Below are 20,211 nucleotides of genomic sequence, written 5' to 3'. Positions count from 1 at the left end.
TCAGCGATAGAGCGCCAAAAGTTCGTTCACTTTACTGCGTTGCAATACGTTGCTGCTGATGGTCCGACGGGCCGAAACACGGTGCAACGTAGCCTGGGCATACCACTCCAGCGTCAGCGGGGTCTCATGGTTTGAGATCAAAACCGGGACATCATTTTCTGATGAGAGTTGGTACGCCAGACGTGCCAGGTTCATTTGATCACCCATGCTAAAGCTGTTGGTATGGTAGGCCGTGAAATTCGCCGTTGCCGACAGTGGCGCATAAGGAGGATCACAATACACCACCGAACCGGACTCTGCTTTCAGCAATGTCTGCTGGTAATGTTCGCAGACAAAGAGTGCATTCTGCGCTTTTTCGGCAAACCAGTAGAGTTCAGTCTCGGGGAAATAGGGTTTTTTATAGCGGCCAAACGGCACGTTGAACGAACCACTAAGGTTGTAGCGGCACAGGCCGTTGTAACAATGGCGATTGAGATAGAGAAAAAGTACCGAGCGGCGGTAGATATCTGTGCTCTGGTTAAATTCCGCTCTCAATGCATAAAATTGCTCCGACTGATTGAACTCGGGGGAAAAGAATACACGAGCATCACGCACGAATTCATCGATGCGCGTTTTCACGATGTCGTAGAGATTGATCAGATCGTTGTTGATGTCGGCCAAAATGTACGATTTGTAATCAGTATTAAGAAATACTGATCCCGCACCAACAAAAGGCTCTATCAGGCAATCTCCTGCCGGAAGATGACGTTTGATGTCATCAACCAGCGGATACTTGCCACCAGCCCATTTCAAAAAAGCGCGGTTTTTCTTCATGCCGTCAGTTAGCTACTTATACAATTCACAGCCGCGGATTGTACCCTGTTTTTAGACAGCAAATCGCGTTGAGATCAGATTCATTTTTTCAGGTCTTGCTGTACCTGGTGTACAGGCTTAACCCACGGTTTCTTCGACTGTACGCCAGCAGGCAAGCTGGATATTGCACTTTTAGCCTCAGCCGAAGAGGCATAGTTACCACTCACCAACACATACCATGGCTTGCCATCACGCACTGTCTGATAAACAAGATAGTTTTTTAGACCCTGTTGTTTAGCAAATGCATTCAGGGTATTGGACTGGGAAGCCCCGCTCAGTTGCAGCGTATAATGGCTTCCCGGAGCGGACTTAATCGCGCTACCAGAGCCGATTATAGTGTTGCCCGAGGCCACTGATTTAGTCGACTCTTTGGCGGGATGTGATGCTGCTGCCACTGACTTAGTTTTTGCTGTTTTGTCCGCATGGGCTGTAGCTGCGGATTTTGTCTGAGCCTGCTTCGTTCCAGGCGTTCTGCTATGACTGGTCTGCTGAGGATGTCGAGCAGCAGGAGCATTGCCTTTAGCACCTTTAGCGGCACCGTCAATCGTTGCAGGTGCCGTCGGTAATGATGTCAAAGATTGCGTACCCGCGTTTATTCCATCCTGAACGGCGGCGTTAACCTGCCCTTGCTGTGAGGAAAGCGCATCAGACATATCTCCCGGCAGATCAACTCGCTCTTTTGACTGAGCATTCTCAGGCTGTGGCTGGGCATCCGTTGGTGTCGGTGAAATAGGCGGCAGGCCAATATTTTGTTGTGCCTGTTGGCCATTATTTGCCTGCGCGGTGTTTTCCTGGGCTTGTGCAGAAGGCTGTCCCGGAGCGGCGGCATCATTGCCGGAACCAGACAAATTAATATCTTTAGGGCTATTATTGGATTGGTTATTGACTTCGTGCTGTGTAGGAGCTTTGAGAGCGGAACCGATACCGACGATCAGTAACAGCAACACCAAAATGCCAACACCGATCATCAAATGCTGACGAGATACTGCAAGTTTCGGTGCGGAAGAAGCGGGTTTACGTGACCGAGGTGGTCTGCGATCGCTGGTGTCTGGCTTAAGATCATCTTCCGGTGTTAAATCATCCATCTAAAACCTCCAACCCGGCTAAAAGCCTGCAAAAATAGGCTTTATGCGGAGCAACTATCCTGACTGATAAATACAACGCTTTGCTGGCAAAGGGTTAACCGATGAGACAAGACTTGTGAGATAGCCCACAAACAGTCTGTTACCAGCAATCCTCAATCGACGCCAACACCATTTCATGTGACACGCCTGAGCGAACTTCTGACTGACCAATCGCTGTCGGTAATACCAGACGCAGCTCGCCTGCCAGAACTTTCTTATCACGCATCATGTGCGGCAAATAAGCCGCAGGAGACATTTCCTGGGGGCCGGTAACGGGTAATCCGGCACGCTGAAGCAGATTCTTGACTCGGGCAACATCCGCCAAGCTAAACTGGCCTAAACGATGTGCTGTGTAGCAGGCCATCACCATACCGGCAGCAACGGCTTCGCCGTGCAACCAGTTACCATATCCCATTTCGGCTTCAATAGCGTGTCCATAAGTATGCCCAAGGTTGAGCAATGCACGCATCCCGCTTTCACGTTCATCGGCAGCGACCACCTCGGCCTTCAACTCACAGCAACGACGAATACAATACGCCAATGCGTTCATATCAAGCCGCAACAGCCCATCAATATTGTCTTCAAGCCATACAAAGAAGTCGGCATCCAAAATAATGCCGTATTTTATAACCTCCGCCATACCGGAAGACATCTCACGGGCGGGCAGAGTGCGCAGGCAATCGAGATCGACCACAACCGAAGCGGGTTGATAGAACGCACCGATCATATTTTTGCCAAGCGGATGGTTGACGGCAGTTTTGCCACCAACGGAGGAATCGACCTGAGATAACAGCGTGGTAGGTACCTGAATAAAGCGTACCCCACGCTGATAACTGGCGGCAGCAAAGCCGGTCAGATCGCCTACCACGCCACCGCCGAGGGCAATAAGCGTGGTATCTCGACCATGAGGTTTTTCCAGCAGTGCTGAAAAAACCTCATTAAGAACAGACAGGGATTTGTATTGTTCACCATCAGGCAGTATCACCTGATCAACACGAACGCCTGCCTGTTCAAGGACTGAGCGAACAGAGTCCAGATAGAGAGGTGCCAGAGTCTGGTTTGTTACCAGCATGACCTGATCACCCGCCTTTACAGGCATAAAAGAAGCCGGATCGTGGAACAATCCGGCAGCTATCGTAATGGGGTAGCTACGCTCCCCTAACGTTACGGTAATCCTCTCCATTTCGCGCTCAGTGACCTTCTTAACTTTCACCATAAGGCAATAAAAAAAGCCAAAAAATCAATTACTTTCCAACATGTTAATAATTTGGTTGGCAACGACTTTGGCGCTTTGATCGTCAGTACGGATAGTAACATCCGCAATTTCTTCGTACAGCGGATTGCGCTCTTTTGCCAGTGCTTCAAGCACTTCGCGTGGAGGTGCACTCACCTGTAATAATGGACGTTTTTTGTCGCGTTGTGTACGCGCCAATTGTTTTTCGATGGTAGTTTCAAGATAGACGACAACGCCACGCGCTGACAAACGGTTACGGGTTTCACGTGATTTAACAGAACCCCCGCCGGTCGCCAGAACGATGCCTTGCTTTTCTGTGAGTTCGTTGATCACTTTTTCTTCGCGGTCGCGGAATCCATCTTCGCCTTCTAAATCAAATACCCAGCCTACATCAGCTCCAGTGCGTCGCTCAATTTCGTGATCAGAGTCGAAAAACTCCATATTGAGTTGCTGAGCTAACTGTCGACCAATAGTGCTTTTGCCGGCACCCATAGGCCCAACCAGAAAGATATTGCGTTTCTCTGCCATGTTTTTTGGTATTACTAAGACAATTCGTTGATGATAACCCGCCCCGCCAATCAAATTAGCGGCGGGACCTAAACTGAAACCTCATGAGCGGTAGTGCGAGATCAGAAAAAAATTATCTCAACACTTTTGGTAGTTTGGCAACCGAATAAATCGCATCGCGCGCCGCGGGAGGGAAACCATACGTTTTTATCGGCGTTTCAGCAGTCATTAAAAATCACGGTGCTCAATTCGGTAACACTTGTAAGCTAAATCGGCCGCAGCGTCAAACTCAGATGCCTTTAGCGACACAAAAAGTTGCATAACCTCAACGCTATTATGCCATTTTAGTCATGCTAACGCCCCGATTAACGGTGGCTTATTAAGGTCGGAGTAATAAAAATCACTAATTCACGGCGTTTCATGCTTTTTGATTGCTGTTTGAATAAAGATCCCACTACACGGATGTCACCTAACAGCGGCACTTTGTTTTCCAGGTTCTGATTATGACGCTGAAAAATGCCACCGAGCACGATGGTTTCTCCATCTTTGACGGTCACTTGCGTTTTTATTTCCTGTTTGTCGATAGCCAATGCCTCGCCTTCGGACTGCTTAATGGTACGGCCAGGCATGTTCTGGCTGATTTGCAGCGCCAGTGTAATATCACCGTTACGTTGAATTTTCGGCGTGACCTCCATTCCAAGTACCGCCTCTTTGAATTCAATCGATGTACTGCCGCTGGCACCACTTGAAACCTGGTAGGGAATTTCGGTCCCCTGTTTGATGCTTGCCGTCTGCATATGGGCAGTTAGCAGGCGCGGGCTGGCAATGATATCCACCTGATCTTCCTGCTCCAGTGCAGTGAGTTCCAGATCCAATATCTGCCCATTGATTCGCGCCAGATTAAACCCTGCCGTCACTATCGGGTTTACCACCGGTAGCCCCATGCTGAAATTATTCATCCTGACCGATTTTGTGATCGGGTTATCGCCACTAAAACCCCAGCGCACGCCTAGCTCACGCAGGCTTTCGCTGTTCATGGTGACAATGTGCGCAGCCAGTTGTACCTGCTGTATGGGTAAGTCCATCTCTTTTAACCAAGGTGTGACGGTGTCTAGCGCTTGCCGTGTATCGCGGATTAACAGTGTATTAGTGCGGACATCCGCAGAGGCGTGACCCTTTTCAGACAACAGCGAACCTTTCTGGGCGTTCAAACTGGCTGCCGTTTCAGTAGCATCGGCGTACTGCAAAGCCAGTGTAAGACTGATCAGTGGCCGCTGTAACCGTTGGTGCTCTCTCTCTTCCTTCTGCTTTTGATGTTGAACAGCGGGATCTATTTGCGGCAGGACCATGAGCACATTGCCTTGCTGCTGGTACGTCAGTTTCCCCATGTTCAGAATAATATCCATCGCCTGCTGCCATGGCACATCCGCCAACCGGACACTGAGTTTACCTTCGATGCCCGGCGCAGTGACCAAATTCATCTGCTGGTGATCGGCCAGAGCCTGTAGAATGACTGTCAGCGGGGTGTCCTGAAACTCCAGAGTAATGGGCTTAGCGCTATCTGGCGTTGCAGCCATCGCTGAACCTATCAGCAGCAGAGAAACCATCACTACAGTGCGTCGCACCTCTGTTTTAAACCTCTTCATCTTTATTCCTTTCCATGGAAGACAATGGGGAAAATCAGTACTAACGAAACAGCGCAAGCGTATGTTGTTTGGTATCACATCGCGGTTGTTGCAAATCGAACTTGACCTGTCTGGCTTCAACGGCCATCACTTGCCAACCAGATTGAACATCTCGCCACCCCACAGCGACAGGTCGCCAGCCCAGGCCCGGCCATCGTATCCAGCCCTTTTGATGTTCAGCATCACCAATCACACCACCAAGGACCACATCCTTGAAGGTGTCACGGGTATTCGCACAAACCTCAATAGCCTGAGAGGAGAACGGATCCCGGCTCACCCTATCAGCGTTGTGACGATCGGCGAAGGGTGACTTTCTGTGGCTAAAGAGAGCGTAATATTGAGAAGTGTTTTATCTGCATATAACTGCAGATTACTCAACGCAGGCGCGGCAGGATCGCTGAGTAACCTACGCAGCAGCACCAAAAAATCTTTGTAATCGGTCTGTATTGTCAGGTTCCCATTTTCACCCTTTTTACCCGTATTTATGGGAACGAGAGCCTGTCCCGCAGGTTGCCACTGAAGCAGCGTCCCCGCTGACTGGCGCAGCGCCCCGGCGATTTTTTCCATCAATGTCGTATCTTCCGTTGTCACGGGGATAAAACGCGCCTGTTGGTGTAGCAATTCCGCCAGAGACGGCTGGACTAATAAGCGGTGCTGTTGGTCTGAAACATTTTGCCGTAAGGTTTCAATTTGTTGCTGTCCCTGCTGCTGTTTCTGTAAAGGAGCCTTTAGCATCAGGAAATAAAGCAGCACCAAAAAACCACAATATCCTACGAGTAACACTGCGCATTGCTGCCAACCCGGTCTCTCCATGAATTGATTGAAACCGAGCGAAAGCGTATTTCTCATCACAATATCCTTCATAAAATATCTGACGATTCCGCAAGCCGCACTTGGACGCCAAAACGCCAGCCCTGTGCGGGTAAGTGATGAATATCGAGCAACCGCACCTCACTGAACAACCGCTCACCTTTCAATACCTGCGCAAATGCCATGATCGCAGGGTAAACCGCACTTTCTCCACGCAGTTGTATACGCCCATCCGGCTCTCCAATAAGCTCCGTCAACCACATACTGTCTGGAATATTCACAGCGATAGAGATCAGCAAGGCAAGATATGCCTGACTTTTTATCCTGCGCTGTTCATGCTCGGTGGCGGCATATTGGAGCGCCTGTAATTTCAACGTTGCATCACTGACTTTTTTAAGCTGCGAGGTGAGTCGTACCTGGCTGTCGCTTAACGCTTTGACGTCGCTCTGTTGTACTTGCAATGCGTGCTGTGTGATCCCCAGCCAGAGGAACATCAACGCCAGCGTCAGCGTGAGGACAAACACTAAGTGTCGCAACCACACACGCTGTCTGTGGCATTGTTGGAGGCTTCGCCATGGCAGCAAATTGACGCACAGCATCAGCGGTCCTCTGGGCGCAGGGCTAACCCAGCAGCGAGAGCAAAGACACCGGGATTAGGCGGCAGAGGCGGCGAAAGTTGCCCGATCGCCGTTAAAGGAGACCAGGCCAGCACATCTGCGGGTAATGCCTCGGCATTCCCGCTACTGCACAAGCAGATTTGATCACAAAGTTTTGCCGCCCGATATTGTTCGCGGGCACGCAGCGCAAATTGCGTCATATCGCTGATCTCGTCCTCATCGAATATGCCGAATTGAAAAGGCAGTCCGTGGGGGGACGCCCACAACCAGCCATCATCCAACCGGTGCAACAAAAGTTTTTCAGCACTGGCACCCGCAGCATAAGCGGCACGTTGCAGCGCACAGGGCGCAAGCTCAAAAACCTCGGGAAAGAGTCGTGACTGCGCCAAACAGTGCTGCCATTGCTGGATCTCTTGCTGCCTGGCAGCAGTGACAATAATATTTTTGTCGCCACAGGGATCTGTGCGGTAGTCCATCACCAGTTGTTCAACGCTCAGAGGGAACTGGCGGGCGGCGCTAGCCAGAATGAAGTCGCTGCGTGCGGCGCCGTTAAGTCTGGCATCCAGCGGGGAAAGGAGATGCTGCATGACGCGCTGAGCGGGAAGGGAAACTCGCAGTGATATCTTGGCAGGCAAGGTATTTCGCCAAACAGATAAAATAGAGGTAAGCGGCGCGCTCTCATGTAAAATCCCCCCGCGTAGCGTGAAGGCCGGTAAAGGGTGGTGCCACCATTGACGTAATTGCCAGCCGTGACGGCGCCGCTGGACCGCGATCGCCCGGGCAAAACCAGCTTGAATATCTAAGCCTACCTGCAATGCTTGTAGTCGCATTTTCGCCCAATCTCCATATCGTCAAGTTAATAAAAGTACGTATCCATGTCGTAGGCTTGCCTTTATACTACCGCGCGGTTGTTTATAAACTGCCCAATTGACACTAAATGGGAAATCTCAGGTGAAGTTCGTAAAGTATTTTTTGATTCTTGCACTGTGTTGCATTTTGCTGGGAGCAGCGTCGATATTTGGTTTGTACAAATACATCGAACCGCAGCTACCCGATGTCGCCACGCTCAAAGACGTGCGTTTGCAAACACCGATGCAGGTTTACAGTGCTGATGGTGATTTAATCGCCCAATACGGTGAAAAGCGCCGTATTCCCCTCAAACTTGGCCAAATTCCGCCGGAGATGGTGCATGCGTTCATTGCAACCGAAGATAGCCGTTTTTATGAACATCACGGCATTGATCCGATCGGTATCTTTCGTGCCGCTTCCGTCGCATTGATTTCCGGCCATGCTTCGCAGGGTGCCAGCACCATCACTCAACAGTTGGCGCGTAACTTCTTTCTGAGTCCAGAACGCACGCTGACGCGTAAGATCAAAGAAGCGTTTCTGGCTATCCGCATCGAACAGATGATGACCAAGGATGAGATCCTTGAGCTGTATCTGAATAAGATCTACCTCGGCTACCGCGCTTATGGCGTCGGGGCCGCAGCGCAGGTTTATTTCGGCAAGGATGTCAGCCAGCTGACACTCAGCGAAATGGCCGTCATTGCTGGGTTGCCGAAAGCACCATCAACATTCAACCCGCTCTACTCTCATGATCGCTCGCTGGCGCGCCGCAATACGGTGTTATCCCGCATGCTAGATGAGAAATACATCACGCAGGAACAGTACGATGCAGCGCGTGCTGAACCGCTGGTTGCCAATTACCATGCCCCACATATCGAATTTTCTGCTCCGTATCTGACTGAAATGGTACGTCAGGAGATGGTGAAACGTTATGGTGATAACGCCTATACCGATGGCTACATGGTCTACACAACCATTACCAAGAAAACCCAGTTGGCTGCTCAGGAAGCTCTGCGCACCAACGTGCTGAACTACGATATGCGCCACGGCTACCGTGGCCCGTCCAATCGGCTTTGGAAAGTGGGTGAAACACCTTGGGATGAGAACAAGATTGTTCAGTCACTGAAAACGCTGCCAGTTTACGGCCCGCTCTTCCCTGCCGTTGTGACACAAGTTGACGGTGATCAGGCTACGGTGACCATGGCAAACCGTGCGGTGGTTTCATTGCCCTTTAGCGGGATGCGTTGGGCTCGTCCTTATCGTTCGGACAACAGCCAAGGGCCAACACCGAAGAAAGTCTCTGACGTGGTTGAACCGGGCCAGCAGATCTGGATACGCAAGTCCGGCGACGTATGGTGGCTGGCGCAGGTTCCTGATGTGAACTCTGCCATTGTTTCCCTCAACCCGAATGACGGTGCTGTTGAAGCGCTAGTCGGTGGTTTTGACTTCAATCAGAGTAAATTCAACCGTGCAACGCAAGCACTGCGCCAGCTCGGTTCGAACATCAAGCCCTTCCTGTATACCGCTGCGATGGACAAAGGCCTGACGCTCGCGACAATCCTCAATGATATGCCGATTACCCGCTGGGATGCCGGTGCAGGTCAGGACTGGCGTCCGAAGAACTCCCCCCCAACCTATGACGGCCCAATCAGCTTGCGTCAAGGTCTGGGCGAGTCAAAAAACGTTGTAATGGTCCGTGCGATGCGTGCAATGGGTGTCGATTACGCAGCGGAATATCTGCTGCGCTTTGGCTTCCCGGCCGCTAACATTGTTCATTCGGAGTCACTGGCGTTGGGTTCAGCCTCTTTCACACCGTTACAGGTTGTTCGTGGCTATGCCGCGCTGACTAACGGTGGCTATCTGGTCGACCCCTACTTCATCACCAAAATTGTTGATGAGTCTGGTCAAATTCAGTTTGAAGCCAAACCCAAAATTGCCTGCCGAAGTTGCAACATTCCGGTGATTTATGGTGATTCGCAAAAATCAGCGGTGCTCTCAGATGACAACGTTGAGAACGTCGCGGTTTCCAGCGAAGGCAATACCAACAACAGCGTGCCTATGCCGCAGCTTGAGCAAGTTCCGGCAGGTCAAACCCAGCAGGTCGGCGATCAGCAGTATGCACCGCATGTTATCAGTGCTCAGTTGTCTTTCCTCATCAGTGATGCACTGAATACCAACATCTTTGGTCAACCGGGTTGGATGGGAACAGGCTGGCGTGCAGGCCGCGATCTGAAGCGTCATGACATCGGCGGTAAAACCGGTACGACCAATAGCTCAAAAGACGCATGGTTCTCCGGCTATGGTCCAAATGTGGTGACTTCGGTATGGATTGGTTTTGATGATCACCGTCGTAACCTCGGCCGTTCAACAGCATCTGGGGTTATTCCTGATCAGATTTCAGGTGCAGAAGGCGGTGCCAAGAGTGCTCAACCAGCCTGGGATGACTACATGAAAGCCGTGTTGGATGGCGTGCCTGAGCAGAAGCAAACCCCACCACCGGGTATTGTGACGGTAAATATCGACAAGCATACCGGCAAGCTTCCCGATAGTAGTGGCGCAAGCCATCCTGAGTATTTCATCGACGGCACTCAACCGACTGAACATGCCGTTCACGAAGTGGGCACGACCTTGATGGATAACGGTCAGGCGCACGAACTGTTCTAATGTATTAAAAATAAATAAAAAGGCCGGTCATTGCATTTACGCAGACCGGCCTTTTTATTGAGAAAATTGTCGTGTTTCGTAACAGACTTACCGCACTACAGCGTACTGCGCATCAGAAAGTCGCGGGCGAGGAATAGTGCGCTGACATTTCTGGCTTCGTTGAAATCTGGCTCGCTCAGCAGTTCCATCATACGGGCAATCGGCCAGCGGGTTTGTGGCAGCGGTTCCGGTTCATCCCCTTCCAGGCTTTGCGGATACAACCCTTTGGCGATGACAATATTCATACGGCTGGAGAAGTAAGACGGCGCCATGGTCAGTTGCGCCAGGAAATCAAAGTGCTGTGCGCCATAGCCTACCTCTTCCATTAATTCGCGATTAGCAGCCTGGAGCACGCTTTCTCCCGGATCAATCAGCCCTTTTGGAAAACCCAGTTCATAGCTTTCGATACCCACGGCATACTCTTGGATCAGCAGCAAGTCATCCCCAATAACCGGGACAATCAATACGGCCTCGCGATTAGACGGGCGCATGCGTTCATACACGCGCTGTACACCATTACTGAACGTGAGATCGACGGATTCAATGGTGAACAAGCGTGAACTTGCCACCGTTTCTACTTTCTGGATATCAGGTTTTTTCAGGTGCTTATCCATGGTTTTCCCAATTTATTGTTCACCTGGTATCGGTGTCGCAATGGGTTTCAGTTGATTGTCACTTGAAGGCATTGTGCGTTAATGCGAACCTTTATCGCAATATTTGTGCGACATAAATTTGGTACAATTAACCTCCGCTGAGGAAATTCCTGGCCGAGATCCACGACCGCCTTCTCAAATCAGATAAAAACCTTTAGCAAAAAGCCGAACGTATAAAAATAGGATTTTACCGATATCCGCCACGCTCGGATTATTGGTATGATCAAAAGTGGCTATTTTTACTAAACAATTAAGCTGCCGAACACGTAAGTGAAGTCACTAAGTTATAAAAAACAGGTCTTTCCAATGCGTCGACATCAGTCATCTTAGTCAGGGGATCGGATGAGCACAGTAGTCGTTACACTTTTTTTATTGTGTATCACCATCATTGCCGCAGGCATATTCCTTTGGTTTATTGTACGGCGCCGTAACACCGCGACTTCCAGTGTTCATTTCGCCAAACCCAATCAACGAAAGCTGACGCAGCAAGAACGTGACGCCGTCGAACAATACCTGCGTCAGAATGAGAAACTGAACCAAACGCCCATTACCCATCGCAATGACCTGATGGTCCTGCGCGATAAGCTTGCATTGACCGCAAAAAGCGAAAACGTTTACACCGTGACCCTTGCCATCACCCGCTATGGCGTTGCCAGTGAAGACCCCAATAATTGGCGCTATTTCATCGATACGACTGAGATCCATCTCCCCCCTTTTTGGGAGCAGTATATCGCTCATGAAAACCACGTTGAATTGATCAAAACCCAGACCGTGCCGCTGGTTATTTCACTCAATGGCCACTCGTTGGTCGACCATATTTACGAGAACTCTGTTTCTGCGCCCTCAGTCATACCGACATCGCCTCAGAATGCCTCAATTCGCCACGAAGAGAGCGAACATATTCAGTTGGTAAAAGTCCGTCATGAAACCCGTGAAGAGCATGCTCTGACCCGCTCCAATGGTGTGCGTGAAGCGATGGCAATATCTGCAATGATGCTTTTGCTGTTTATCACCTTGGTGGGTCCAGCAGTCATTCTACCGTGGACACTGGCAATAACAGCCGTACTGCTCGGATGGGTAGGATGGCACTTGTTGACTGAACGGCTGGGGAAAAACCGTAAAGAGATCCACTGTCTGCGTGGGCAACCCAAACGCTGGGGGCTGTTTGGTGAATCAAAACAGGGTGATATCAGCAATATTTCGTTAGGTACCGTCGATCTGGTTTATCCACCGCACTGGCAGCCTTATATCGGCCGAGACTTAGGGAAACCGACCGATATCGAACTCTATATGAACAGCCATGTGATCCGTCAGGGAACCTATCTTTCACTGCACGATGAAGTCAAAAACTTCCCGTTGCAGCAGTGGGGAAAAAATCTGGTTCTGGCGACCAGTGCGTTATTGCTGCTGGTACTGCTGCTGATTTATGTCCCTCTTGGCCTCCCGCTGAACCTCAGCATTGCATGGTTACAGGGTGCCCAAAGCACGCAGGTAAACAGCGTACAAGCGCTGGAGAAAACCCCACTACGTGTGGGTGATACGCTGAAAGTGCAAGGCTCCGGCATGTGTTACATTCCCCCAGAAAATGCCCAGGCAGCGATAGGTAGGTTTATGCCATTTGACTGCTCAGGTATTTACTGGAATGACGCTCCCCCACTTCCTATGCCGGAATCAGAATTGATTGATGCCGCCACCTCATTGCTGAGCACGGTGAATACTCAGTTGCATCCGAACGATAGCACCGAACAAAATATCAACCCGCAACTCGCCACCGCCATCGAGAAATCGGGCATGATTTTACTGGACGATTTTTCTGATATTGTTTTGAAAACTCAGGCGCTTTGCAGCAACAGCGAAGACTGTGTCAGACTGAAAAATGCCCTGGTTAATCTGGGTAATGCAGATAATTGGGCGACATTAGTGAAACGTGCAAAAGCGGGTACGCTGAAAGGCATGAATGTGCTGTTGCGACCTGTCAGCGCACAGTCACTTAGCGAACTGGTCAACACTGCGGCCTCTTCTTTCTTCGCCCATGAAACCCGTCGTGCGGCTGAAGCACTGAACAGCCCTCCACCAGGCGGCTTCCTTATCACCAATGACGAAGGTAAGCAGTTGGTAGAAAGGCCGGTTCCTCCGGTGTCGTTGTATGCCTATAACCCTCTGGGTCAGTGGAAACAGCTACAGAATTTATCCGCCATGCTTTTGCACACGCCATTCCGCGCACAAGGCGTGATCACCAGTATCAGTGTCGATGCCAACGGGACGCAGCACATTTCGCTGCACAGCGAGCCAAGTATCTCGACGCTGTGGCGTTATCTTGGTACCAGCCTGTTGTTGCTGTTGCTCATTGGCTGCCTGCTGATCAACAGCGTTCTGCTGGTGAAACGCCGGTTGAAAGATAAGCACCGTATGAACAACATTCAGAATTACTACAATGACTGCTTCAGTCCGGCACTGGCCACTACGCAGCGTCACAATCTGGGCTGATGACTTTCTGTGTCATCGGCCACTGTGCTACCCTGAAGCCCTTCCCTGTCACCGATCATCGCTCCCTGCAGCGGCTGTATAATGCCAGTAAGCAGGCGAGATGGAGCCTCCATGTCCCCGGATTTCGACTGGAACACTATTGATACCGTGCTGCTTGATATGGATGGCACATTGCTAGATTTGGCTTTTGACAGTCAGTTCTGGCTGCAGGATGTCCCGCTGGCGCTGAGCCGACAACGCACTATCGCCTTCGAAGAGGCGCGGCAGTATATCCATGCTGAATATCTTGCCGTCCAGCACACCATGAACTGGTATTGCTTCGATTACTGGAGCCAGAAACTGGATCTCGATATCTATAAGATGACTACCGATATCGGCAGTAACGCTAAATTGCGCGACGACACGCTGCCATTTTTGCAGCAATTACACGACAGTGGCCGCGACGCTATTTTGCTGACCAATGCGCATCCGCACAGCCTGGCGGTGAAATGTCAGCATACGGGTTTGGACCAGCACCTTGATTTATTACTTTCCACCCACACATTTGGTTATCCAAAGGAAGATCAGCGACTGTGGGCGGCAGTTCAACAACAGACCGGTTTTAACCCGGAACGTACGCTGTTTGTCGATGACGGTGAACCTATCCTCAATGCGGCAAAGACCTTTGGTATCCGCTATTGTCTGGGCATAGAAAATCCAGATTCCACCCAACCGGATAAGTCATTTGTCGCACATCCGTCGATTAACGATTATCGCCACCTGATACCTTTGATTCATCCGGTAGCTGGCAAGGTCGCTTGATCATCGCTGACTTTGGGAAAAAAGCATGAAGGGTAAAACAGCAGATGATGACAACGCAGTTCGCCTCGACAAATGGCTGTGGGCGGCGCGTTTTTACAAAACCCGTGCGTTGGCGCGGGAGATGGTTGACGGCGGCAAAGTGCATTACAACGGTCAGCGCAGTAAACCCAGCAAGTTGATGGAAATGAACGCCGAAATCACTCTGCGTCAGGGCAATGACGAAAGAACGGTTAGAGTACTGGCTTTAACCACCCAACGGCGCACTGCAGAAGAAGCACAAAAAATCTATCAAGAAACTGAGGCAAGCATAGCCAAACGGGAGAAAGTAACCCTGGCGCGCAAAATGAATGCCATGCCTCATCCGGACCGTCGTCCGGATAAAAAAGAACGCCGCGACCTGATCAAATTTAAAAATGGCGACATGGAATAACCTGCGCCTTAAGAGAGAATCTATGTCTAATCACGACCAATTACACCGCTACCTTTTCACTCATCACGCCGTACGCGGTGAACTGGTTTCGCTCAGCGAGACATTCCAACAGATCGTTGCTGGTCATGACTATCCTGCTGAAGTCCGAACCCTGCTCGGCGAGATGTTGGTAGCGACCAGCTTGCTGACCGCTACGTTGAAATTCGATGGCGACATCACGGTTCAGTTACAGGGCGATGGCCCACTAAAACTGGCGGTGATCAACGGTAATAACCTGCAGGAAATGCGCGGTGTCGCGCGTCTGCAGGGCGAAATTGCCACAGATAGCACATTGCGGCAGATGATCGGCAACGGTTACATGGTGATCACGATCTCCCCGACCGAAGGCGAGCGCTATCAGGGCGTGGTCGGTCTGGAAGGCGAAACCCTGGCTGAATGTCTGGAAAACTATTTCATGCAGTCAGAGCAGTTGCCAACGCGCATTTTCATTCGTACCGGCCTGTTCGAAGATAAACCGGCGGCAGGCGGACTGCTATTGCAGGTGCTCCCGGCGCAGGAAACCGATCCGGAAGAGTTCAGCCATCTGGCTCAATTGACTCACACGATAAAAGCAGACGAGCTTTTTAGCCTACCTGCCAATGAAGTGCTGTATCGCCTGTACCATCAGGAAGAAGTCACCCTATATGAACCACAGGATGTCTGTTTCCGTTGCACTTGCTCACGTGACCGTTGTGCCGATGCGCTGATGACGCTCCCGGGCGAAGAAGTGCTAGAAATGTTGGAAGAAGACGGCAAAATCGAAATGCATTGCGACTACTGCGGCAGCGATTATGTCTTTGATGCCATGGATATGGCGACGCTGAAAGCCAGCGGGAGTCTGCCAGAGGCCGACGGCTCAGTTCACTAAGCACCATTAACTCACCGTAAGGCGGAGCAATATCTGACATTGCTCCGCCTTAAATAAAGCCGTTTTCTTCCGTTACACCATTCCCGTGCACTGTCTCGCAGAATCACTAAAAACCCCGTCACTGGTGCTATTCTTTGATAGCTATCGCGGATAAAAAGTCATAACACTCTACAATTACAGTCAATTTAATCATAACGGCTGACTGGCCGTTCAGGTTCGATCATTCGATTTAGGAGCAGGGATATGCCAACACGTCATCTCACCAAAGAAACGCTGGCCACCTATGGTATCAACGACACGAGCGACATCATCTACAACCCGGATTATGACTTACTTTTCAAAGAGGAAACGGCACCGGGTCTTAAGGGTTTTGAGCACGGTCAGGTCACTGAGCTTGGTGCGATCAACGTAGACACCGGTATTTTCACCGGACGCTCGCCGAAAGATAAATACATCGTGCGCGATGATACCACCCGCGATACTGTCTGGTGGGCCGATCAGGGCAAAGGGAAAAACGACAATCACCCGCTGACGCAAGAAGTATGGTGTGCACTTAAATCCCTGGTGACTGAGCAACTCTCTGGCAAACGCCTGTTCATCATTGATGCATTTTGTGGTGCAAACCCCGACTCACGCCTAAAAGTCCGATTCATTACCGAAGTCGCCTGGCAAGCCCATTTCGTCAAAAACATGTTCATCCGTCCCAGTGAGAGCGAACTCGAAAACTTCGAGCCCGATTTCATCGTAATGAATGGCGCAAAATGCACCAACCCGAACTGGCAGCAGCAGGGATTAAACTCCGAGAATTTTGTTGCATTCAACCTGACTGAACGCATCCAGTTGATCGGCGGCACCTGGTACGGCGGAGAGATGAAGAAAGGAATGTTCTCAGTAATGAACTACCTCTTACCACTCAAAGGCATTGCCTCAATGCATTGCTCTGCTAACGTGGGCGAAAAAGATGATGTCGCGATTTTCTTCGGATTGTCAGGCACCGGTAAAACCACGCTCTCCACCGACCCTAAACGTAAATTGATTGGCGATGATGAACATGGTTGGGATGACGACGGTGTATTCAATTTCGAAGGCGGTTGTTACGCCAAAACCATCAAGCTGAGTAAAGAGGCCGAACCCGATATTTACGGCGCTATCATCCGTGACGCCCTGCTGGAAAATATCGTCGTCAGCGCAGACGGTAAAATCGACTTTGACGACAACGCTAAAACTGAAAACACCCGCGTCTCCTATCCGATTTACCATATTCACAATATCGTTAAACCGGTATCGAAGGCGGGTCATGCCACCAAAGTGATCTTCCTGACCGCCGATGCCTTTGGCGTTCTGCCGCCAGTCTCCCGCCTGAGCGCCGACCAGACGCAATACCACTTCCTGTCCGGCTTCACTGCCAAGCTAGCGGGTACAGAGCGGGGCGTTACAGAACCAACGCCAACTTTCTCTGCCTGCTTCGGCGCGGCATTCCTGATGCTACACCCTACCCAATATGCCGAAGTCCTGGTCAAGCGCATGCAGGCCGCGGGTGCTCAAGCTTATCTGGTGAATACCGGTTGGAATGGTACCGGCAAGCGTATTTCGATTCAGAACACCCGCGCAATCATCGACGCTATTCTTAGCGGCAAAATTGATGAAGCAGAAACCTTTACACTGCCGATCTTTAACCTCGCCGTACCCACTGAATTAACGGGCGTGGACACCCATATTCTCGACCCGCGTAACACTTACGCCAGTCGTGAACAGTGGGAGGAGAAGGCGCATGATCTTGCGCAGCGGTTTGTCACGAATTTTGATAAGTATACAGATACAGAAGCAGGGGCGCGGCTGGTCAGTGCGGGGCCTACGCTTTAAAAAGCTTTAGGAAACTTTTTAAATTCAAAAGCAAGACCTTGGGTTGCCACCCAAACCGGCCTGAAGGTCAAGGTCGTGAGCGCCGGCCCACAACGGGGTAAGGGGATTGAAACGAATCCCCTTACCAATCCCGCGTTTTATTCACTCCGCTGCTTTGCTGGTCACAATGGCCGTGTTTCAGGAATCTCTGTTACAGCCGCAAAATTCCGCCGCGTTGCGGTTCCCTCCGTTCGGGTTCCAACCCGCGCAAACAGACGCGCGGTTTTCCACCTCTCCTCCGGCGGTATTTTTGAATGCGGCCTCAACATTTTTAAAAGATAAAAGCAGCTCTGTTCTTTGAATTTGAATTTGAATTTGAAAGATTAAGAGAGGTAAAAGGGGCATACGCCCCTTTCATTTAAACGGTTTTTTGCGGAAGGGCTGACACCACAGTCTTCTCTAGCGGTATGGGTAAATACGCCCGAATACGTAATCCTCCCCGCAGACTCTCTCCAATATCAAGAGAGCCGGCATGGGCATCAATGATGCGCTGAACTATCGCCAGACCCAGGCCCGTCCCGCTGGTTGTGCGGGCACTATCGCCACGGACAAAAGGTTGGAACAGGTGCTTAAGTTGGCTTTGTTCTATCCCAGGACCATCATCTTCCACCTGGAACCAGCCGCGTTGTAACTCTATCCCGCTGCTGACTTTAATCCAGCCATTGCCATAGCGGGCGGCGTTCACCACCATATTGGCCACAGCGCGTTTGATTGAGAGCGGATGGGCATTAACCAGCACCTCCCCGTCGATCAGGTCACTTTCAATTTCACGCTCATACCCACTCTCTGCGGCAATCACTTCACCGAGGATCGCATTCAAATCGCACTCTTCTGTTTGCAACTCCTGACCGGTTCGCAAATAATCGATGAATTGCTCGATGATGGCATTGCACTCTTCGATATCCTTGTTAATGGACTCCGAGAGGTAGGCATCTGCGTCACTCATCATCTCCGTCGCTAATCGAATTCGGGTCAGCGGTGTGCGCAAATCGTGGCTGACACCGGCCATCAGCAGGGTTCGGTCATCAGCAAGCTGTTTAACACCTGCAGCCATCTGATTAAATGCCCGCGTTACTGAGCGCACTTCTGAAGCACCATATTCGCGCAGTGGCGGTGGAATGATCCCTTTCCCAACCTGCAAAGCCGCATGTTCGAGTTCAACAAGCGGTCGATTCTGAATCCGGATAAATAGCCACGCGCCGCCGATCGCCAACAACATGATCGCCAACGTATAGCGAAACAGCGGGGAGAAATCCCCTTGATGGATTTCAGTCAGCGGGACGCGAACCCAGATGTCAGGAGACAACCAGGTTTTGAGCCACACCACCGGGGTATTTTTATTCACTTCAACGCGAACGTCGGTGGGGCCACCGAGTTGCTGCGCCATTTGCTGACTGAGGAATTCGTAATGTTGCGCCCAGCGCAGGCCGCTCTCTTCCGCCGCAGAATTGGTGTACAGAGAGATGCCCAGTTCGCGATAAATTTCGCGACGAAACGCCGGAGGTACGGTCAGCATCGTACCGTCCTCCAGTTGCAACTGGTCAGTCATCAGCATACGAACTTCGTAAGCCAACACCTTATTGAACTGTTGCAAGCTAGGCAGGATGGCAAAGTTCAGCACTACCAGATAGGTCGTCACCAGGCTGACAAACAGCAAGGTGACGATCAACAGCAATGTTCGGGCAAACGAGCTACGCGGTGAAAAGCGTATTCGTCTCATGCCTTAGTGCCGTCCGGCACGAAGACATAACCCAAACCCCAAACGGTCTGGATGTAACGAGGATGTGCCGGATCTTCTTCCACCATGCGGCGCAGGCGTGAAATCTGAACATCAATCGAGCGCTCCATGGCACTGTATTCGCGGCCACGAGCCAGATTCATGAGTTTATCGCGGGACAGGGGTTCACGTGGGTGGCTCACCAGCGCTTTCAACACGGCAAACTCACCGCTGGTCAACGGCATAGGTTCATCTTCACGGAACATTTCACGCGTCCCCAGGTTCAGCTTGAATTTGCCGAAAGAGATAATGGCCTCTTCCTGCGAAGGTGCGCCCGGCAGTTCATTTGCCTGACGACGCAGTACAGCACGAATACGGGCCAACAGCTCGCGTGGGTTGAATGGTTTAGGTATATAGTCATCCGCGCCAATTTCGAGGCCAACGATACGATCCACTTCTTCGCCTTTGGCAGTGACCATGATAATTGGCATTGGGTTGCTCTGGCTGCGCAGTCGGCGACAGATAGACAAACCGTCTTCGCCCGGTAACATCAGATCAAGCACCATCAGATGGAATGACTCGCGGGTCAACAGACGATCCATTTGTTCAGCATTTGCTACACTACGTACCTGGAAGCCTTGTTCGGTCAGATAACGTTCCAACAGTGCACGCAGTCGCATGTCGTCATCAACGACCAGAATCTTGTGATTCTCTTGCATTTTTTATTACTCCCAAAGGCATTAATACCCAAGCCTGTATTGTTAAAAAAATGGGCTAAGACAGACAGCGATTAATGGTATACATTCTAGTCGAAATTGTTACAAAGCTTATGTTTTTCCCAATTTATCAACAATTTTCGACCAACAAGCCCAATTCCATTCTTAAAAGTACGCTTCCCGGCACTCTATCTCTTTACCACGAAATCGCGTTAGTAAT

At 50.8% G+C, this 20,211-nt stretch carries 18 protein-coding genes; 6 read left to right on the top strand and 12 right to left on the bottom strand.

Features of this window, described 5'->3' with window-relative positions; genetic code table 11:
• From dam to pilM, 9 genes are all read right to left on the bottom strand, one after another.
• The gene (dam, locus tag IEV89_RS14380; protein ID WP_188474217.1) at window positions 1-813 is read right to left on the bottom strand and encodes an adenine-specific DNA-methyltransferase; all 813 of its coding nucleotides are present in this window, start codon (window positions 811-813) and stop codon (window positions 1-3) included.
• A gap of 80 nt (window positions 814-893) precedes the next feature.
• The gene (locus tag IEV89_RS14375; protein ID WP_188474216.1) at window positions 894-1,937 is read right to left on the bottom strand and encodes an SPOR domain-containing protein; all 1,044 of its coding nucleotides are present in this window, start codon (window positions 1,935-1,937) and stop codon (window positions 894-896) included.
• 139 nt (window positions 1,938-2,076) lie between these two features.
• Window positions 2,077-3,159: a 3-dehydroquinate synthase gene (aroB, locus tag IEV89_RS14370; RefSeq protein ID WP_188474215.1), complete on the bottom strand. Its 1,083-nt coding sequence runs from the start codon at window positions 3,157-3,159 to the stop codon at window positions 2,077-2,079.
• Window positions 3,160-3,216: 57 nt separating this feature from the next.
• Window positions 3,217-3,738 carry a shikimate kinase AroK gene (aroK, locus tag IEV89_RS14365; RefSeq protein ID WP_104923635.1) on the bottom strand — a complete coding sequence of 174 codons (522 nt, stop codon included), beginning with the start codon at window positions 3,736-3,738 and terminating at the stop codon, window positions 3,217-3,219.
• Window positions 3,739-4,082: 344 nt separating this feature from the next.
• Window positions 4,083-5,363: a DNA uptake porin HofQ gene (hofQ, locus tag IEV89_RS14360; RefSeq protein ID WP_373283391.1), complete on the bottom strand. Its 1,281-nt coding sequence runs from the start codon at window positions 5,361-5,363 to the stop codon at window positions 4,083-4,085.
• A gap of 40 nt (window positions 5,364-5,403) precedes the next feature.
• Window positions 5,404-5,679 (bottom strand): hypothetical protein, encoded by a 276-nt coding sequence (locus tag IEV89_RS14355; protein WP_188474214.1) that lies wholly within the window; start codon window positions 5,677-5,679, stop codon window positions 5,404-5,406.
• The gene (locus IEV89_RS14350) at window positions 5,676-6,251 is read right to left on the bottom strand and encodes a hypothetical protein (RefSeq protein WP_188474213.1); all 576 of its coding nucleotides are present in this window, start codon (window positions 6,249-6,251) and stop codon (window positions 5,676-5,678) included. Before IEV89_RS14350 ends, IEV89_RS14355 begins: the two co-directional genes overlap by 4 nt.
• An 11-nt stretch (window positions 6,252-6,262) precedes the next feature.
• Window positions 6,263-6,811: a PilN domain-containing protein gene (locus tag IEV89_RS14345; RefSeq protein WP_229746485.1), complete on the bottom strand. Its 549-nt coding sequence runs from the start codon at window positions 6,809-6,811 to the stop codon at window positions 6,263-6,265.
• Window positions 6,811-7,659 (bottom strand): pilus assembly protein PilM, encoded by an 849-nt coding sequence (gene pilM, locus IEV89_RS14340; RefSeq protein WP_188474211.1) that lies wholly within the window; start codon window positions 7,657-7,659, stop codon window positions 6,811-6,813. Before pilM ends, IEV89_RS14345 begins: the two co-directional genes overlap by 1 nt.
• A gap of 121 nt (window positions 7,660-7,780) precedes the next feature.
• Between pilM and mrcA the strand changes: the two genes are divergently transcribed.
• The gene (mrcA, locus tag IEV89_RS14335) at window positions 7,781-10,339 is read left to right on the top strand and encodes a peptidoglycan glycosyltransferase/peptidoglycan DD-transpeptidase MrcA (protein WP_188474210.1); all 2,559 of its coding nucleotides are present in this window, start codon (window positions 7,781-7,783) and stop codon (window positions 10,337-10,339) included.
• A 95-nt stretch (window positions 10,340-10,434) separates the two neighbouring features.
• On the opposite strand, the gene nudE is transcribed toward mrcA, so the two are convergent.
• Window positions 10,435-10,992, bottom strand: a complete 558-nt coding sequence (gene nudE, locus IEV89_RS14330) for an ADP compounds hydrolase NudE (protein ID WP_188474209.1) — start codon at window positions 10,990-10,992, stop codon at window positions 10,435-10,437.
• A 381-nt stretch (window positions 10,993-11,373) separates the two neighbouring features.
• Between nudE and IEV89_RS14325 the strand changes: the two genes are divergently transcribed.
• The 5 genes from IEV89_RS14325 (at window position 11,374) to pckA (ending at window position 17,519) form a co-directional block, all read left to right on the top strand.
• Window positions 11,374-13,518: an IgaA/UmoB family intracellular growth attenuator gene (locus IEV89_RS14325; protein WP_188474208.1), complete on the top strand. Its 2,145-nt coding sequence runs from the start codon at window positions 11,374-11,376 to the stop codon at window positions 13,516-13,518.
• Between the two features lie 111 nt (window positions 13,519-13,629).
• The gene (gene yrfG, locus IEV89_RS14320; protein WP_188474207.1) at window positions 13,630-14,319 is read left to right on the top strand and encodes a GMP/IMP nucleotidase; all 690 of its coding nucleotides are present in this window, start codon (window positions 13,630-13,632) and stop codon (window positions 14,317-14,319) included.
• A 25-nt stretch (window positions 14,320-14,344) separates the two neighbouring features.
• Window positions 14,345-14,749 carry a ribosome-associated heat shock protein Hsp15 gene (hslR, locus tag IEV89_RS14315; protein WP_188474206.1) on the top strand — a complete coding sequence of 135 codons (405 nt, stop codon included), beginning with the start codon at window positions 14,345-14,347 and terminating at the stop codon, window positions 14,747-14,749.
• Between the two features lie 22 nt (window positions 14,750-14,771).
• Window positions 14,772-15,656 carry an Hsp33 family molecular chaperone HslO gene (gene hslO, locus IEV89_RS14310; RefSeq protein ID WP_188474205.1) on the top strand — a complete coding sequence of 295 codons (885 nt, stop codon included), beginning with the start codon at window positions 14,772-14,774 and terminating at the stop codon, window positions 15,654-15,656.
• A gap of 243 nt (window positions 15,657-15,899) precedes the next feature.
• A complete protein-coding gene (pckA, locus tag IEV89_RS14305) occupies window positions 15,900-17,519 on the top strand; it encodes a phosphoenolpyruvate carboxykinase (ATP) (protein WP_188474204.1) in 1,620 nt (539 codons plus the stop codon).
• A gap of 397 nt (window positions 17,520-17,916) precedes the next feature.
• On the opposite strand, the gene envZ is transcribed toward pckA, so the two are convergent.
• Both envZ and ompR read right to left on the bottom strand, forming a co-directional pair.
• Window positions 17,917-19,278 (bottom strand): two-component system sensor histidine kinase EnvZ, encoded by a 1,362-nt coding sequence (gene envZ, locus IEV89_RS14300; RefSeq protein WP_188474203.1) that lies wholly within the window; start codon window positions 19,276-19,278, stop codon window positions 17,917-17,919.
• Window positions 19,275-19,994: an osmolarity response regulator transcription factor OmpR gene (gene ompR / locus IEV89_RS14295; protein ID WP_188474202.1), complete on the bottom strand. Its 720-nt coding sequence runs from the start codon at window positions 19,992-19,994 to the stop codon at window positions 19,275-19,277. Before ompR ends, envZ begins: the two co-directional genes overlap by 4 nt.
• Between the last annotated feature and the right edge of the window lie 217 nt (window positions 19,995-20,211).

It is taken from the genome of Hafnia psychrotolerans (assembly GCF_014639435.1).
GTDB classification, from domain to species: domain Bacteria; phylum Pseudomonadota; class Gammaproteobacteria; order Enterobacterales; family Enterobacteriaceae; genus Ewingella; species Ewingella psychrotolerans.
The sequence above is the reverse complement of the archived record's forward strand: the minus strand, read 5'-3'. Positions and strand labels throughout refer to the sequence as shown.